The organism is Peteryoungia algae, from assembly GCF_030369675.1.
Lineage (GTDB): Bacteria > Pseudomonadota > Alphaproteobacteria > Rhizobiales > Rhizobiaceae > Allorhizobium > Allorhizobium algae.
Genome location: NZ_CP128477.1, coordinates 1,734,706 through 1,751,228, shown reverse-complemented (window position 1 = coordinate 1,751,228; position 16,523 = coordinate 1,734,706). Strand labels below are relative to the sequence as shown.

General features: G+C 61.7%; 17 protein-coding genes. 6 read left to right on the top strand and 11 right to left on the bottom strand.

Annotated features, from left to right (window positions below; translation table 11 throughout):
* Positions 1 to 155: 155 nt before the first annotated feature.
* From QTL56_RS08570 to ureG, 5 genes are all read left to right on the top strand, one after another.
* Positions 156 to 830 (top strand): TIGR02117 family protein, encoded by a 675-nt coding sequence (locus QTL56_RS08570; RefSeq protein ID WP_245136268.1) that lies wholly within the window; start codon positions 156 to 158, stop codon positions 828 to 830.
* 174 nt (positions 831 to 1,004) lie between these two features.
* Positions 1,005 to 1,865, top strand: a complete 861-nt coding sequence (locus tag QTL56_RS08565; protein ID WP_245136270.1) for a GGDEF domain-containing protein — start codon at positions 1,005 to 1,007, stop codon at positions 1,863 to 1,865.
* 65 nt (positions 1,866 to 1,930) lie between these two features.
* Complete coding sequence (gene ureE, locus QTL56_RS08560; protein ID WP_229574399.1) at positions 1,931 to 2,410, top strand: urease accessory protein UreE; 480 nt, start codon at positions 1,931 to 1,933, stop codon at positions 2,408 to 2,410.
* Positions 2,403 to 3,089 (top strand): urease accessory protein UreF, encoded by a 687-nt coding sequence (locus QTL56_RS08555; protein WP_245136272.1) that lies wholly within the window; start codon positions 2,403 to 2,405, stop codon positions 3,087 to 3,089. Before ureE ends, QTL56_RS08555 begins: the two co-directional genes overlap by 8 nt.
* 42 nt (positions 3,090 to 3,131) lie before the next feature.
* Entirely contained in the window at positions 3,132 to 3,743 is a 612-nt protein-coding gene (ureG, locus tag QTL56_RS08550) for an urease accessory protein UreG (RefSeq protein WP_229574943.1), read from the top strand.
* A gap of 29 nt (positions 3,744 to 3,772) precedes the next feature.
* On the opposite strand, the gene QTL56_RS08545 is transcribed toward ureG, so the two are convergent.
* The 8 genes from QTL56_RS08545 to QTL56_RS08510 form a co-directional block, all read right to left on the bottom strand.
* Positions 3,773 to 4,495, bottom strand: coding sequence for a Crp/Fnr family transcriptional regulator (locus tag QTL56_RS08545; RefSeq protein ID WP_289393511.1), 723 nt, complete (start codon positions 4,493 to 4,495; stop codon positions 3,773 to 3,775).
* A gap of 232 nt (positions 4,496 to 4,727) precedes the next feature.
* Entirely contained in the window at positions 4,728 to 8,057 is a 3,330-nt protein-coding gene (locus QTL56_RS08540) for an efflux RND transporter permease subunit (RefSeq protein ID WP_245136274.1), read from the bottom strand.
* Between the two features lie 14 nt (positions 8,058 to 8,071).
* A complete protein-coding gene (locus QTL56_RS08535; protein ID WP_245136275.1) occupies positions 8,072 to 9,256 on the bottom strand; it encodes an efflux RND transporter periplasmic adaptor subunit in 1,185 nt (394 codons plus the stop codon).
* Positions 9,257 to 9,582: 326 nt separating this feature from the next.
* The gene (locus QTL56_RS08530) at positions 9,583 to 10,575 is read right to left on the bottom strand and encodes an ABC transporter substrate-binding protein (protein ID WP_229574394.1); all 993 of its coding nucleotides are present in this window, start codon (positions 10,573 to 10,575) and stop codon (positions 9,583 to 9,585) included.
* Positions 10,576 to 10,605: 30 nt separating this feature from the next.
* Positions 10,606 to 11,472 (bottom strand): ABC transporter permease, encoded by an 867-nt coding sequence (locus QTL56_RS08525; RefSeq protein ID WP_245136276.1) that lies wholly within the window; start codon positions 11,470 to 11,472, stop codon positions 10,606 to 10,608.
* Positions 11,469 to 12,353: an ABC transporter permease gene (locus QTL56_RS08520; RefSeq protein ID WP_245136277.1), complete on the bottom strand. Its 885-nt coding sequence runs from the start codon at positions 12,351 to 12,353 to the stop codon at positions 11,469 to 11,471. Before QTL56_RS08520 ends, QTL56_RS08525 begins: the two co-directional genes overlap by 4 nt.
* A gap of 2 nt (positions 12,354 to 12,355) precedes the next feature.
* Positions 12,356 to 12,691, bottom strand: a complete 336-nt coding sequence (locus QTL56_RS08515; RefSeq protein ID WP_229574391.1) for a hypothetical protein — start codon at positions 12,689 to 12,691, stop codon at positions 12,356 to 12,358.
* 192 nt (positions 12,692 to 12,883) lie between these two features.
* Complete coding sequence (locus QTL56_RS08510; protein WP_229574390.1) at positions 12,884 to 13,672, bottom strand: ABC transporter ATP-binding protein; 789 nt, start codon at positions 13,670 to 13,672, stop codon at positions 12,884 to 12,886.
* Positions 13,673 to 13,796: 124 nt separating this feature from the next.
* On the opposite strand from QTL56_RS08510, the gene QTL56_RS08505 reads away from it, so the two are divergent.
* Complete coding sequence (locus tag QTL56_RS08505) at positions 13,797 to 14,210, top strand: cupin domain-containing protein (protein ID WP_229574389.1); 414 nt, start codon at positions 13,797 to 13,799, stop codon at positions 14,208 to 14,210.
* 191 nt (positions 14,211 to 14,401) lie between these two features.
* Here the strand turns inward: QTL56_RS08505 and hydA are convergent, their stop codons facing one another.
* Genes hydA through QTL56_RS08490 form a run of 3 tightly spaced genes read right to left on the bottom strand, consistent with a single transcriptional unit; the run spans position 14,402 to position 16,475 of the window.
* Positions 14,402 to 15,859, bottom strand: coding sequence for a dihydropyrimidinase (hydA, locus tag QTL56_RS08500; protein WP_245136278.1), 1,458 nt, complete (start codon positions 15,857 to 15,859; stop codon positions 14,402 to 14,404).
* Between the two features lie 11 nt (positions 15,860 to 15,870).
* The gene (locus QTL56_RS08495) at positions 15,871 to 16,206 is read right to left on the bottom strand and encodes a hypothetical protein (protein ID WP_245136279.1); all 336 of its coding nucleotides are present in this window, start codon (positions 16,204 to 16,206) and stop codon (positions 15,871 to 15,873) included.
* 44 nt (positions 16,207 to 16,250) lie between these two features.
* A complete protein-coding gene (locus QTL56_RS08490) occupies positions 16,251 to 16,475 on the bottom strand; it encodes a hypothetical protein (protein WP_245136280.1) in 225 nt (74 codons plus the stop codon).
* Between the last annotated feature and the right edge of the window lie 48 nt (positions 16,476 to 16,523).

The following is a 16,523-nucleotide window of genomic DNA, read 5'->3' as shown; positions in this document are numbered from 1 at the left end:
TCTCCATCGTTGCGGTCATCGTTTGCGGGTGTATCCTCGGCGGTGCGAAGATGGAGACATGCCGTGGCCGAACACGGTCCGCGCCGGGACCGGTTGGCTGACGCGGTACGCAGGATGGAGAATCCGCTCGAACTTGTGGATTGAACCGAACCGAGATGAAGCATTTTATGAAGGGGCTGGCTTACACCCTAGGTGTGGTGGCCATCCTGATCGTGCTGGGCACGGCCGTTCCCCGCCCCCTGGCACCAGCTGCTGCGGCAGCGGCCGGTGACGGCCGTGAGATCTTGCTTCTGGCCAATCCGATCCATACAGACATCGCCCTGCCTGTGGATGAGGAGGTGCGCGCCGCGTTTGCCGATCTCATCCCGGCCGGTTTGCCGGTCGACATGCCCGGTGTCGACTATCTCGTCTTTGGCTGGGGTGGTCGGTCGTTCTACATCGAGACGCAGAGCTGGGGTGACATCCGGCCGCTGCCGGTTCTGCGAGCACTGACCGTTGACCGTTCGGTGATGCATGTCTCGGTCGCAGGGCCAATCGATCTGTCTCACCCGACGGTTCGTCTCCTTGCCACCACAGTTGAGGGGCGCAGCCGGATGATCGCCGCGATCCGTGCAAGCTTCGTGCGGGAGGACAATATCCCCATTGTCATCTCTGGCGCGTCCTACGGCCCTGACGACTCCTTTTTCGAGGCGAACGGGGCGTTCAATGCCTTCCTCGGCTGCAACATCTGGACCGCAGCCATGCTTCGCGCCGGCGGTGTTCGAACCGGTTGGTGGACGCCACTGCCGCAATTGCTGGACCTGTCGATCGATCTGCATCAGGGCGCCTGACGGGCTCGCGGGACGGCCGGGATGGAGCAGGCAACCTCCACGCTCGTGATGCCTCAGGCCATTTTAGGTCGGGTCGCATTCAAATGCCCGATCGCTCGCATTTGAAAGATTGTATTAAGATTTGTGGAAGTGTCCGGGCCTATCCCAGTGCTCATGTTCATGAGGGAGCATCCGGTGATTCGTGTCTGCAACTGGCTTTGGCAAAGGATTGATCCTGGTGGCTTCGAGGCCCCGGGCGCGGTCTGGCATTTCGCCCTTGCGGTCAGTTTCCGATCCGTCATCGCCACCAGCATTGCAGGCTTCGCTACGCTGCCATTGCTCTATGGACTGCATGTTCTGACGCTGCCGCTCGAGCAGATGGCCAGGCTCGTCATTGCATTCTCCTGGCTGTTCGGCGGTGTTCTCTCTGGCGCATTGGCCTATGTTGCCGGAAACGTCATCCGGGATCTCGACCGTTCTCGCGCCGAATTCGAGCATCTCAGCCAGACGGATAGCCTGACCGAGCTTGCCAATCGGCGCGCGTTCAACGACGCACTCGCCACGTTCGATGGCGATGATGGCGACGCATCGCTTGCCATCATCGACATCGACCGGTTCAAACGCATCAATGACCGGTTCGGCCATCAGACGGGGGATGAGGTCATCCAGGCGATCGCCATCATTCTTGGCCGCGTGTTCGGTGACATGCCTCTCGTGGCCCGGCTGGGAGGCGAGGAATTCGGTGTCATCCTCATTGGCGGCGAGATCGAGCAGAGGCTCGCCATGCTGGAACAGGTCCGCCAGATCGTGGCCGCCGACATCGGTGTATTCCACGACAAGGAACTGGCCGTGACGGTCTCGATCGGGGTTGCCGAATTCATATCCGGGCGGCGCGTGGAGGGGGTCTATGCCGCTGCCGACCGGGCTCTCTATCTCGCCAAGGGCTGCGGGCGCAACAGAGTGATCCATGAGCGGAACCTGCCCGTTGACGCGGCTCCAGTCATTGCGGAGGGAGACCTCACGCGCAATTCCCGTGCGTCGCTGCCACGAGGCTGAAGAACCATCTTGCTGCTTGCCTCATTCCTGTGCATGGTTCAAAAAACAGCCATGTCGGAGTATTCATGCAGCGCGCGACGTCTTTCAAACCTGCCGGGTTCATCACGGATGCGCCCGAGGGGATTGTCGTTCTTCCCCATGACGGACGCCATCTGAGGCGCAAATTGCTGCATCTCGACAATGGCGAGATGGTCATGCTCGACCTCAAGGAGGCGGTGCTTTTCCACCATGGCGACAGGCTGCTTCTCGACGATGGGACCACGATCGAGATTCAGGCGGCCGAGGAGCGGTTGTTCGAGATCCGTGCGCGCGACACGCTTCATCTGATCGAGCTCGCCTGGCACCTGGGCAACCGGCATCTCGCCGCCCAGATCGAGACCGATCGTATCCTGATCCAGCGCGATCATGTCATCCGCGACATGCTTGCCGGATTGGGTGCCACGGTCAGCGAAATCATCGAGCCGTTCCAGCCGGTTCGTGGCGCCTATCACGCGCATGGCGGGCATGGACATTCTGGAGGTCACCACGAGACCGGCCATGGCTGAGCTGCATGCCGAAGAGCGGGCCGGTAGTCAGGGGCTGTTGCGGCTGATGGCCTGGCTTTCGCCCGCCTTCCCGGTCGGCGGCTTTTCCTATTCGGCGGGACTGGAAAGCGCTGTCGTCGAAGAACATGTGCGCGATGGTGACGGGGTCGAGGCCTGGCTCGGGCTATTGCTTGCGCATGGCGGCCTGCGCAATGATGCGATCCTGCTTGCCGTGGCGCATCGTGTTCACCGTGAGGGCCAAACACTCGCAGAGATCGTCTCGCTCGCTACGGCGCTGGCCGGCTCTGCCGAACGGCATGCGGAAACCACCCGCCTCGGCGAGGCCTTCGTCAAGGCCGCTGCGGCCTGGCCGCATCCGGTGATCGATTCGCTTGCGGGGCCCGTGCCCTATGGTGTTGCGGTAGGCGCGATCGCTTCGGCGCATGGCGTGTCCAAGCTGGATGCCATCGCGGCCTTCCTGCATGCCCAGGTCTCGCAATATGTGTCGGTGGCGATCCGCCTCGGTGTCATCGGACAGACGCGCGGGCTTGCCATCCTCGCTGCCGCAGAGGCACCGATCCTTGATGCCGCCTTAGAGGTGAGCCGACTGGGGCTCGACGATCTCGGGTCGGCCACCATCGTCGCGGATACACTCAGCATGCGGCATGAGGTTCAGTATTCACGTCTCTTCCAGTCCTAGCCCATCTACTCCCTGAATGTGGGAGCCAACAGGATGAACATGATGAAATCGAAGAATGGTCCCCTCCGCGTCGGCATTGGCGGGCCGGTCGGATCCGGCAAGACAGCGCTGACGGAAAAACTCTGCAAGGCCATGCGCGACGACTATTCCATCGCCGTGGTCACCAATGACATCTATACCCGTGAGGACGCCGATGCGCTGATCCGCATGCAGGCCCTGACCTCTGATCGTGTCGTGGGGGTAGAGACGGGCGGCTGTCCGCACACGGCGATCCGCGAGGACGCCTCGATCAATCTGAAGGCGATTGCCGACCTCAACGCCCGAATCCCGGATCTCGACGTCGTCTTCATCGAGTCGGGCGGCGACAATCTGGCTGCAACCTTCTCGCCCGATCTTGCCGATATCACGCTCTATGTCATCTCAGTCTGCCAGGGCGAGGAGATCCCGCGCAAGGGTGGGCCGGGGATTACGCGGTCGGATCTGCTTGTCATCAACAAGACCGATCTCGCGCCGCATGTCGGCGTCGATCTCGAGGTCATGGAGCGGGATGCGGGGCGCATGCGCTCCGAACGCCCCTTTGTCTTCACCGATCTCAAGCGCGGCGCGGGCGTCGACCGGATCGTCAGCTTCCTGCAGCAGAGCGGGGGGCTCTGAGCGGAAGGCTGGCTCACGGCTTGCCGCGCTCAGATCTGCCGGAGGGTGTTGACGTCGCTGATCTGGATCGTGCGGCCGCGCACCGTCACACCGGCACGGCGCAGGCTCGAGAAGGCCCGTGACAATGCCTCTGGTGCCAGACCGAGCTTGCCGGCAAGCAGGCTCTTCTGGAAGGGCAGGCGGATGGACGCCGGTCCGCCGTCGGTTGCGCAATGGGTGAGGAGATAGTGCGCGACCCGCTGAGGCGCCGTTTGCAGGCGATCATTGGCGATGCAGTCCATCGTCGTGCGCAGATGATCCGACAGGCAGCGGATGATCGCCTTAGCGATGTCCTTCTCCTGTTCGGCGAGCGCGCGCACGCGCTGCAGGTCGAAGCGGGCAAGCGTCACGTTTTCTGCGGCCTGAGCATTGTACAAATACTTGTCGCCCATGGCGAGCAGGCATTCGGCAAAGGTGTCGCCGGGGCCACAAATGCGGATGTCGGCTTCGCGGCCATCCTTGTTGAGACGGTAGAGCCGGACATACCCGCTCAGGACGCTGTAGAAGGAGTCGGCGGGCTCGCCTTCGCGGAAGAGCACATCTCGCGCCTCGTAGTTGGAGATGTTTGCAATCTCCATCATCGAGGCCATGGCCACCGGGCCGAGTTGAGACAAGAACGACGTTCGCAGAAGCGTGTTCTTGTCGCGCGTGTTCAGTCTCAGGATCTTGTTCACGGTCGTCACGGCTCCCCATCCATAATGGCATTCGGGCATGCACCGCTGCGGTCGTCGCGCCGGCCTGCGGCCTTGTCCGATAAGCGCTTCGCCTGCAGGTCCGGGTGATTGCGCCCTTTCCAATCCGGTCACGATATAGCGAGGTGGGGAAGTTCGGATTGATTTCGATCAATCGATCCGGTGGCAAATCAGGATTGCCTAAAGTGAGGTTCGGTATGTGAACGCAAGAGGCCGGGCACTAAGCCCGGCCTCTTGGTGTGATGAACCTATCTTACTCCGCAGCGAGTGGCGGCAGATTGATCACGTTGCCGTTGCCGCTGCCGTCGCTCTTGCGACTTGCGGGCTGGCTGCGCTCGACAGCCGCGACCCGCCTCTCCACCGCCTCCAGCGCCTGCACGTTCTTGCGGGTGAGGAAGGACAGGACTTCCGGCGTAAGCGGCTCTTCCTCTTCCTCCTTCTTGCCGACGAAGCGGCTGAAGACCCAGCCGAGCAGGCTGGAGAGGTCGTCGAGGATCAGGAAGAAGGCCGGAACGACGACAAGGCTGAGCACGGTCGAGACGATGATGCCGCCGATGACGGCAATCGCCATCGGGGCGCGGAACGAGCCGCCTTCGCCGACGCCCAGCGCCGAGGGCAGCATGCCGGCAGACATGGCGATCGAGGTCATGATGATCGGACGGGCGCGCTTGCGGCCGGCCTCCACCATGGCTTCGAGGCGATGCATGCCCTGGCGGCGCATCTCGATGGCGAAGTCCACCAGCAGAATGGCATTCTTCGTCACGATCCCCATCAGCATCAGGATGCCGATCAAGACGGGCATGGACAGCGCGTTGTTGGTGATGATCAACGCGACCGCCACGCCGCCGATTGCAAGCGGCAGCGAGAAGAGGATGGTGAAGGGCTGGATCACGTCCTTGAAGAGCAGGATCAGCACAGTCAGCACCAGAAGCAGGCCGAGCAACATCGCGTTGAGGAAGCTCTGCTGCATCTCGGCCTGGATCTTGGCGTCACCGCTTTCGGCAAGGCGCACGCTTTCCGGGATCTCGGCCGTCGCCACCGTGTCGCGGAAGGCCGCGGTCGCCGTGTCGAGTGCTACGCCCTGCGGCAAGCCGGCACCGATCGAAACAACCCGGTTGCGGTCGTTGCGCTTGATCGAGGAAACGCCTTCCGCATAGTCGATGTCGGCGACGCTTGCGAGCGGTACCGTGGCACCGCTTGAGGTGCGGATCTTCAGGTTGCGAATGGCCGCCAGATCGGTGCGGAAGTCCAGCGAAGCCTGAACGCGGATCGGGATCTGCCGGTTGTCGAGCGAGATCTTCGGCAGGGCCGCGTCGATATCGCCGATGGTTGCGACGCGGACGGTCTGTGCGATCTGCTGCGCCGTGATGCCAAGGCGGGCTGCCTCGTCGGCCCTTGGGCGGATCTGCAGTTCCGGTCGGGGCAGGGCGCCGTCGGCGCTGACATTGGCGAGTTCCGGCGCCTGGCGAAGCTTGGCTTCCAGAATGCCGACGGCCTGGTTCAGTTCCTCCTCGTTCTTGGAGAGGAAGTTGAAGGTGATGTCGCGTTCGCCGCGGTCGTTGAGCTTGATGACGCGGATATCGGCAATCGGGGCCAGTCTGGCGAAGACGTCTTCCTCGATATCCCACTGCGGACGCGTACGGCCGTTTTCGGGCAGCTTTGGAAGGTAATCGCCGATCAGGGGCAATCCGCCAAGACCATCGTTCACCAGCGTCTTGCTGAGCGAGTGTTCGATGCGGTCAAGGTTCATCGTCACGCTGGCGCGGCGCAGCTCCAGCTCGCCGCGCGGCGAAGAACCGCCGAGGATGAAGACGCTCGCGACATCGGGCACGTCCTTGATCGCCGCGTAGATCTCATCCGTCTTGCGCTCGGTTTCGTCGAGCGTCGCGTTAGGCGGCAGTTCGACCGACAGGACGATACGGCCAGCATCTTCCGGGGGAATGAAGCTGCCGGGAACGCCGGCGAGAAGGATGATGGAGCCGATCAGGAAGGCGATGGCCGCCGCCAGGGTACCGAGGCGCGAATACCAGTGGCGCGTCGTGAAGCGCACGAGCCTCGTGTACATTTTCAGCGGCAGGCTGTCATTGTCGTGATGATCGTCCATCGCGTCTTCGGCCCGCATCAGATAGGCGGCCATCATCGGCGTGATGAGGCGCGCGACAAGCAGCGAGAAGAAGACGGAGAAGGCGACCGTCAGGCCGAACTGGATGAAATACTGGCCCGGAATGCCCGGCATAAAGGAAACGGGTACGAAGACCGCGATGATCGTGAAGGTCGTCGCGATGACGGCCAGCCCGATTTCGTCGGCCGCCTCGATCGCGGCGCGATAGGGCGTCTTGCCCATCTTGATGTGGCGGGCGATGTTTTCCACCTCGACGATCGCGTCGTCGACGAGAATACCGGTCGCGAGCGTGAGCGCCAGGAAGCTGACGAGATTCAGCGAAAAGCCCATCATGTCCATGACCCAGAAGGTGGGGATGGCAGAGAGCGGAAGCGCCACGGCAGAGATGAGCGTTGCGCGCCAGTTGCGCAGGAAAAGCAGGACCACGATGACGGCGAGGATCGCGCCCTCGACGAGGGTGTGCATGGCGGCTTCGTAGTTGCCGTAGGTGAAATAGACCGAATCGTCGATCATTTCGATCTGGACGTCGGGGTTCTCCGCCCGCACCTGGGCCAGGCTCTCGGCGACCGTCTCTGCGACGGTGACTTCGCTCGCGCCCTTGGCGCGGAAGACGGCGAAGGAGACGACCGGCTTGCCATCGTGCCGGGCAAAGGACTTCTGTTCCTCATAGGTGTCGAAGACCCGTCCGAGGTCAGACAGCTTGACGAAGCGGCCACCGGGCAGGGCGATCGTGGTGTTGGCAAGGCTTTCGACATCACGATTGTCGCCGAGCGTACGGATCGACTGTTCCGCGCCCGCAACCTGGCCGCGACCGGAGCCGAGATCGATATTGGTGCCCTGCAACTGGCTCGAAATGTCCGAGGCCGTTACGCCCAGTGCATCGAGACGATTGGGATCGAGTTCGACGCGCACTTCGCGATCGGAGCCGCCGTAGCGATCGACCCGGCCAATGCCCGGCTGGCCCTGCAGGGCGCGCTTGACGGTGTCATCGACGAACCAGGACAGTTCGGCGAGATTCATGTTGGGAGAAGAGACCGCGAAGCTCTGGATCGCCTGTCCTTCGACATCGATCTTCGTGACGATCGGTTCGTCGACAGAGGCCGGCAGGTCGCCGCGGACCTGGTCGATCGCATCCTTGACGTCCTGGACAGCCTGTTCCGTCGGCACTTCCATGCGGAACATGACGAGCGTCTGGGACTTGCCGTCCGTCACGGTCGAGTTGATTTCGTCCACGCCGGTGATCGAGGCCACGGCGTCTTCGACTTCCTTCGTCACCTGGCTTTCGAGCTCAGCCGGGGAGGCGCCGCTCTGGCTGACGGTGATGGCGACCAGGGGGACGTCGATGTTCGGGAAACGCGTGATCGGCAGCGCGTTGAACGATTGGATCCCAACGACCATCAGAAGGAAGAAGGCCAGGATCGGCGCAATTGGATTGCGTATGGACCATGCAGAGAAATTCATGGCGTGCTCGCCTCTCAGTTGGAAACGCTGCTGGTTTCTTCGACGGGATTGATGCGGTCGCCGTCCCGGACGAAGACGCCGGCCTTGGCAACGACCTTGTCGCCTTCGTCCAGACCCTCGATCACCTGGATATAGGCGCCGTCCTGAATTCCGGTCTTGATCTCGACCATTTGTACGGTGCCGTCGGTGACCTTGCGTACGGTCGTCACACCCTGTTCCGTGGTGATGGCCGAAAGGGGCAGGGCGATGCCTGCAGCTTCCGTCACGGTGATCGCGGCGTTGCCATACATCCCGGCCCGGGCTGCAGCATCGTCATCGAGCGCGATGTGAACAGCACCCAGGCGGCTGACGGGGTCAACGATCGGGGAGACAAGGCGAACGGAGCCCGTCAGGGGCTCGGTGCTGCCGGCAATGGAAATCGCGGCCTTCTGCCCCGGCTTCAGACGCAGGATCTGGAGTTCGGGCACATCGGCCACCAGTTCGATCTGTCCGTCGCGGATGACGGTGAAGAGCGGCTGGCCAGCGCCCGTGGCGATGGCGCCGATCTGGGCATTGCGCACGGAGATCGTACCCGTCACCGGCGACTTGACGTCGGTTCGGGCGAGGCGAAGGTCGGTGTCTGCAATCTGGCTGTCGACCACCTTGATATCAGCTTCGGCCACCGTAATGGCCTGGCGGGCGGTTTCGGTGCGCGCCGTGGCACTGGCGAGTGCCGTTTCCGCCTGTTCTTTTTGTGAGGTGGAGACGGAACCGGAAGAGGCCAGGCGCGTTGCACGTTCAAACTGCCGCTCAGCCTCGTTCAGGCTCGCTTCGGCTTCCACCAGCTGTGCCTGGTACTGTGCGAGTGCGGCTTCCGCCTTCGCCCGGTTGGCAACGTATTGGCTGCGCTGGAGCAAAAGCGTGTCCTCGTTCAGCTTGGCGACGACGGCCTGGGCTTGAATGGTGTCGCCGACATCGGCATCCAGTGATTTGATCTGCAGTCCTTCGACCTGGGGCTGGATCTGGACTTCCTCTTCCGCCGCAATGGTGCCCGTGGCGACAATGCGGTCAACGAGGTCACGGTTAACTGCCGTGGTGACAATAATGGCGGGAAGGTTCTGAGCCGGTGCGGGAGAGGACTCCTGTGCCCATGCGACAGACGCCGACAAGGCCATGCTCGCGGCCATCAGTACGGCCTTCGTGCTCGTGTTTCGAAACATAACACCCTTCCCAAAGAATAATTTTCGCAATTTATGGCCTGATACGCCGTGGAGGCTGGGTCAGCTCATCGCCGTGGTCCGTTCAGACGGTAGTATCCTACATCACATTTGCGACATTTGAAGACTTGCGAGAGAGGTGGGGGATTGCAAAACCGCTTGCAAGAGGAGTCGCGCGCGAATCGCACGCGGGCTTTGAAAATTGTTCAATATAGAACGGTAGTGTTGCCGATTTGCCAGACCTAGTGCCGAACTATTGATCAGTATAACTTACAAAAAAGACACGGGGGTCGCCCCCCGTGTCCAAGTTGTGGTTTGGTCCGCCAAGACTATTTCAGGGCCGCGTCGGTGATTTCGGTGGTGAAGGCGCCTGTCGGTTCCTTTGTGATGACCGGGTCGGAACCGCCGCCGAGCAGGGTCTTCACCGTGCGGTCGTAGTCGGCCTTGTCGAGCGCGCCCGCAGAACCGGCGGTCAGCTTGGCGACTTCGCCCATCATGCGCTTCTGGTGGCTTTCGGTCTGGGCACCCGAAGCGTCGTTCTCAAGAACAATCTCGGCTGCTTCGTCGGAGTTCTGCTCCGCATATTTCCAGCCCTTCATCGAAGCGCGGACAAATTTGACCATCTTTTCCTTGAAGGCCGGGTCGGCGAGCTTGTCCTCGAGAACGTAGAGACCGTCTTCGAGGGTGGCGACACCTTCGTCTTCATACTTGAAGGTCACCAGTTCGTCTTCCTTGATGCCGGCGTCGATGACCTGCCAGTATTCATTGTAGGTCATGGTGGAGATGCAGGCGGCCTGCTTCTGGAGAAGCGGATCGACGTTGAAGCCCTGCTTCAGAACCGTCACGCCACCTTCCGAACCGTCGGTCTTGATGCCGAGCGTGCTCATCCAGGAGAGGAACGGATATTCGTTGCCGAAGAACCAGACGCCGAGCGTCTTGCCCTTGAAGTCATCGGGCTTGGTGATCCCGGTTTCCTTGAGACAGGTCAGCATCATGCCGGAGGATTTGAAGGGCTGGGCGATGTTGACCAGCGGAACACCCTTTTCGCGGGTGGCGAGTGCGGAAGGCATCCAGTCGACGATCACGTCAGCGCCGCCACCGGCCAGAACCTGCGGCGGTGCGATATCAGGGCCGCCCGGCTTGATTTCAACGTCGAGGCCTTCTTCTTCGTAAAAGCCCTTGTCCTTGGCGACGTAATAGCCGGCGAACTGGGCCTGGGTCACCCATTTCAGCTGGAGGGTCACCTTGTCGGCGGCGGCGGCCTGCATGGCGGTCAGCGAGACCGCGGCAGACAGCAGCAGGGATGCGAGTTTGACAGTCATTTCAGTTCCCTCTTTTGTTTTTGGTTCAGTTCACGACCGTCCACCACGGACGGACGGATGCCAGAAGGTGACCCGGCGTTCTGCCAGTGCCACCAATCCGTAGAAGACCGAGCCGGCGAGTGCGGCGACCGCAATCTCGGCCCAGACCATGTCGACATTCGAGCGTCCGACCTCTGTCGAGATACGGAAGCCCATGCCGACAATCGGGGTGCCGAAGAATTCTGCCACGATCGCACCGATGAGCGCGAGGGTGGAGTTGATCTTCAGCGCATTGAAAATGAAAGGCCAGGCTGCGGGAAGCCGGAGCCGCACCAGTGTCTGCCACCAGTTGGCGGCATAGGTGTGCATCAGGTCGCGCTCCATGTGGCTCGCGGCAGCCAGACCCTGAACCGTGTTCACCAGCATGGGGAAGAAAGTCATGATGACGACGACCGCGACCTTCGACGGCCAGTCGAAACCAAACCACATGACCATGATGGGGGCGATGCCGACGACGGGCAAGGCCGAGACGAAATTCCCGATCGGCAGCAGGCCCTTCTGCAGGAAAGGCGAGCGGTCGATCAGAATTGCGACGACGAAGCCGAGGCCGCAGCCGGCGACGTACCCTGTTATCACCGACTTGAGGAAGGTCTGCTGGAAATCCGCCCAGAGGATGTGGGTGGAGGTGAGGATGCGGGCCCAGATCATCGAGGGCGCAGGGAGCAGGATCGAGGGGATGTCGAAACCGCGAACCAGACATTCCCAGATGACGAGAAGGGTGATCCCGAAGAGCAGCGGCACGGCAATCCCGATCGCGCGCCGGGTCGATGGGGCCTTTGGATGTCTTGCGACCAGCCACTGGTTCAAACCCCAGGTGCCGAGCCAGAAAACCAGGGCGAAGACGAGGTAACCGTTCATGGCTTGACCCCCATGCGTGCGAGAACCCGTGTATGGGCCATGCCGACGATCGAGATGAGCAGGGCGGCCAAGCCCGCCGCCATGAAGAGGGCCGCCCAGATCTGGATGGTCTGGCCATAGTAAGAGCCCGAGAGCAGGCGGGCCCCGAGGCCGGCGACGGCACCCGTTGGCAGTTCGCCGACGATCGCGCCGACGAGCGAGATCGCGATGGCCACCTTCAGCGAGGTGAAGAGATAGGGCATCGAAGCGGGCCAGCGCAGTTTCCAGAAGGTCTGGGTCTGGCTGGCATTGTAGGTGTGCATCAAGTCGATCAGCAGGGTATCGGGGCTGCGCAGGCCCTTCACCATGCCGACGACGATCGGGAAGAAGGAAAGATAGGTGGAAATCAGCGCCTTGGGCATGAGACCTGAGACGCCGATGGAATTCAAGACAACGATGATCATCGGCGCAATCGCGAGGATGGGAATGGTCTGGGAGGCGATCACCCAGGGCATCAGCGATTTGTCCATGGCCCGGTTATGGACAATGGCAATGGCGAGCACGATGCCGAGCACCGTGCCCATGGCAAAGCCCATGAGCGTTGCCGAGAGCGTGATCCAGGCATGATAGACGAGGCTGCGCTTGGAGGTCACGGCCTTGTTGATGGTGGTGTCCCAGAGCTCGGCAACGATCTGGTGCGGTGCTGGCAGGATCGGACGTTCCTGAGCGAAGCTGCGCTCGACAATCTGGGCAAAGGTGACTGCCTCATTGGCGCGGGCCGCCTGGTCGCGGATGAAGGGTGCATTCAGATAGACCACGAAGACATGCCAGATGACGAGGATGGCCAGCAGGATTGTCAGGACGGGGAGGATGCGGTCGCGGAAGCTCGATGGCTGGGCCATGGTCATACGCCTCCCTTGGCCGGAAAGAGCATCAGGGCCATGGATACCATGCCCAGCGCTACGCCGGCGACCTGAATGGAACTCAGTCGCTCGCCGAAGAGCAGGAAGGCGATGACGTTGATGAGGACCAGCTGGGCGATGGCCGAGGCCGAGATCGCCAGGCCGAGGCCGCCCTCGCGCATCAGTTTCACCATGACCAGATTGCCAAGGCAGTAAAGGGCGAGCGAGGCGAGCAGAACCCAGACCTTGCCGTTGTCGACATAGGCGCGGGAAACTGTGGCGGCACCGAGAAAGGTTGCCATGGCGGCGCCGAGCCAGAGGAGGAAGCTGGGGTTCATGGGGTGGTTCTTCCTCCGTTGGAGGCTGCGTTACCCCCCACTGTCACTCCGTGACCTTTCTGCCGCAAGGGGGATAGGTGAAGGCTGGCGCTCTGCCACAGGCGCGATATGGCAATCGCATTCCACTCGCTTCTTTTTTGGGGGAGATGCCCGGCAGGGCAGAGGGGGATTACCGAGTTCTCCCGGTGGATGTTATTCTTCATAAGAATGCCCCGCCTTCAGGCCTTCCCGCACCCGATGTGCAATCTCCAGAAACTCCGGCGTCTCGCGGATATCGAGCGGGCGTTCCTTGGGCAGCGTTGACTCGATGATGTCGGTCACTCGACCCGGACGCGGGCTCATGACGACGATCCTGGTCGAGAGATAGACCGCCTCGGGGATCGAATGGGTGACGAAACAGATCGTCTTGTTGGTGCGGGACCAGAGCTTGAGCAGTTCTGAGTTCAGGTGGTCACGGACGATTTCGTCAAGCGCGCCGAAAGGTTCGTCCATCAGCAGCAGGTCGGCGTCGAAGGCGAGCGCGCGGGCAATCGAGGCGCGCTGCTGCATGCCGCCGGACAGTTGCCAGGGATATTTCTTGGCAAAGCCCGAGAGGTTGACCAGATCGAGCGTCTGCTCGATGCGCTTTTTCTTCTCGTCGGCGCTGTAGCCCATGATTTCGAGCGGCAGGGCGATATTCTTTTCTATCGTGCGCCATGGATAGAGGGCGGCTGCCTGGAAGACATAACCGTAGGAGCGTGCCTTGCGGGCCTCCTCCGGCGTCATGCCGTTGACGGTGATCCCGCCGCCCGTGTGTTTTTCCAGATCGGCAATGACGCGCAGGAAGGTGGTCTTGCCACAGCCGGACGGGCCGATGAAGGAGACGAAATCACCTTTCTTCACGTCCAGGTCGACATTGGAGAGGGCGTGGACCGGGCCGTCATCGGTCTCGAATGTGAGGCTCAGATCTTTTGCCGAGACGACGGAATAAGGGTCATTCATGCGCGGGAACCAATCGGGTTTCTTGCAAAGACTTTTGGGCTCTTGCATTCTTCGTGGACAAGGTCGCTCGGATGTAGCGGACCGGGAGTGGCGGCCTTGCCGCCGAAGGGACGAGGATCAGACAATGGACGCATCAGCGACACCCACCTGCCGGCTCGTCAAACCCGGCCATACCTATGAGGGCAAGCAGGGGCTGAGCTATTTTGCGGGGATCGCCGCCGAGACCGTGGGTGCCAAGGGCATCTGCATGCATGTGCTGACCATGCCGCCGGGTGCGCGCGCCAAGGCGCATCTGCATGAGAGCCACGAGACGGCGATCTACATGCTCTCCGGCCAGGCGCATACCTGGTATGGCGAGCGGCTGGAAAACCATGTCGTGGTTCACGCTGGCGAGCTGTTTTATATTCCGGCCGGCGTGCCGCATCTGCCCGCCAACCTGTCGAATGCGCCCTGCACGGCGATCATCGCGCGTACAGATCCCAACGAGCAGGAGAGCGTCGTGCTTTTGCCGGAGCTCGATGGGCTGGTCGAGGTATGACCTTGTTCTTCTCCCCAGCGGGGAGAAGGGGACGCGCAGCGCCGCTTGAGGGGGCGCGAAGCGGATGCCGGTTTCGCCTGAGTGAGGGTTTCCGCGTCTGTCGGCGCGCGGGCTCGCTCTCTCCCGGGGTGGGGGAGATGTCACCAGGTGACAGAGGGGGCTGAACACAAGCGCGACCGACATCGACCTGCTCATACCCCCGTTGCCGGAATGCCCGAGCGTTCCACCTTGCGCGGGGCGACCAGATCCTTCCAGGTCGACAGCGCCTTGTTGACCGCCGTGAACGGCTCGCGGCGCACGAACTTGCCATGGCCCTCGCGGGTCTTGATCGTGCCCTCCTCGATCGCAACATGGCCGCGGGTCAGGGTGTAGCGCGGCAGGCCGGTGACTTCCTTGCCCTCGAAGACATTGTAGTCGATCGACGACTGCTGGGTCTTGGCGGAGATGGTCTTCGTGCGCTTCGGATCCCAGACCACGAGGTCGGCATCGGCGCCGACGAGGACGGCGCCCTTTTTCGGGTAGACGTTCAGGATCTTGGCGATGTTGGTCGAGGTGACCGCAACGAATTCATTCATCGTCAGGCGACCGGTCGCAACCCCATAGGTCCAGAGCATCGGCATGCGGTCTTCGAGCCCGCCGGTGCCGTTGGGGATCTTGGCGAAGCTGTCGAGGCCAAAGCGCTTCTGCTCTGTGGTGAAGGCGCAATGGTCGGTGGCGACGACCGAGAGCGAGCCCGACTGCAGACCGGCCCAGAGTGAGTCCTGATGCTGCTTGTTGCGGAAGGGCGGCGACATCACGCGGCGGGCGGCATGATCCCAGTCGGGGTTGGAATATTCGCTTTCGTCGAGCGTCAGGTGCTGGATCAGCGGCTCCCCATAGACGCGCATGCCCTTTTGCCGGGCGCGGCGGATCGCTTCATGCGCCTGTTCGCAGGAGGTGTGCACGACGTAAAGCGGTACGCCTGCCATATCGGCCAGCATGATGGCGCGGTTGGTCGCTTCGCCCTCGACTTCCGGGGGGCGGGAATAGGCGTGTGCTTCGGGGCCGTTATTGCCTTCGGCGAGCAGCTTTGCCGTCATGGAGGCAACGACATCGCCATTCTCGGCATGGACGAGGGGAAGCGCTCCGAGTTCGGCGCAGCGCTGGAACGAGGCGAACATCTCGTCGTCATTTACCATCAGTGCGCCCTTATAGGCCATGAAGTGCTTGAAGGTGTTGATGCCCTTGTCCTGCACGACGGTCTTCATCTCGTCGAAGATGCGTTCGTTCCAGCCGGTGATGGCCATGTGGAAGGAGTAATCGGCCGTGGCGCGGCCAGACTTGTTGTCCCACATCTGCAGCGCTTCAAGCAGGGACTGGTCGGGGCCCGGCAGACAGAAGTCGACAACCATGGTCGTGCCGCCGGCAAGGCCAGCGCGTGTGCCGCTTTCGAAATCGTCGGCGGAATATGTGCCCATGAACGGCATTTCGAGATGCACATGCGGGTCGATGCCACCCGGCATAACGTAACAGCCAGTCGCGTCGAGCACGGTGTCGCCGGAGAGATCCGGGCCAATCTCGACGATCACGCCACCCTCGATCCTGACGTCGGCCTTGTAGGTCAGATCGGCGGTGACGATGGTGCCGCCCTTGATGACTGTTGTGGTCATTTGCTCTCTCCCTATTCTTTCAAAGGGTCCAGAGGCCCCTCATTCTTGTGATGGCGCTTGTTGTGGATAGTGGGCGCTGTGAAATGGACGGGTACCTCGAAGCTGCCACGGCTCACGGTCTCTCGGGCAATCGATCCTTTCAGATCTCCAAAAGAAAGAACGGATATCCCGCCGCCGCCCTCTGCGTTGACGGTGACCGCCACCTCCAATTTCACGTTCTGGGCGCCGTCTTGACGAATTTTGTTGACGTAGCCCGGAGCGACATAAAGCAGTGAGGTTTCCTGAGCGGCCGCAACGCCCTTTGAGATGTCCAACAGGGATTGTTTGACGAATTCATCCAACTTCATGAGCGACCTCCTGAAGTTTTTGGAATGCGCTGTGAGTGTGGACGCTACACGTCGACAAGATCCAGACGTTTCTCAATGCGCGAGAGGCGGTCGTCCAGTCGGTCGAGTCGATTGGAAAAACCGGCATTCTGTGCAGTGAGGCCGCCGATTTGGTATTCGAGAACGCCAAGGCGGGCCTTGACCTCTGACATGTCGTCCGAGAGGCGATCCATCTTGCCGCGGATCGCGCGCAGATGTTCGAGGACAAGATTGTCTGTGGACGAGGACATGTTGCGTGCTCCATCGGACCATCAAGCCCCCAACATAGCGTCGATATC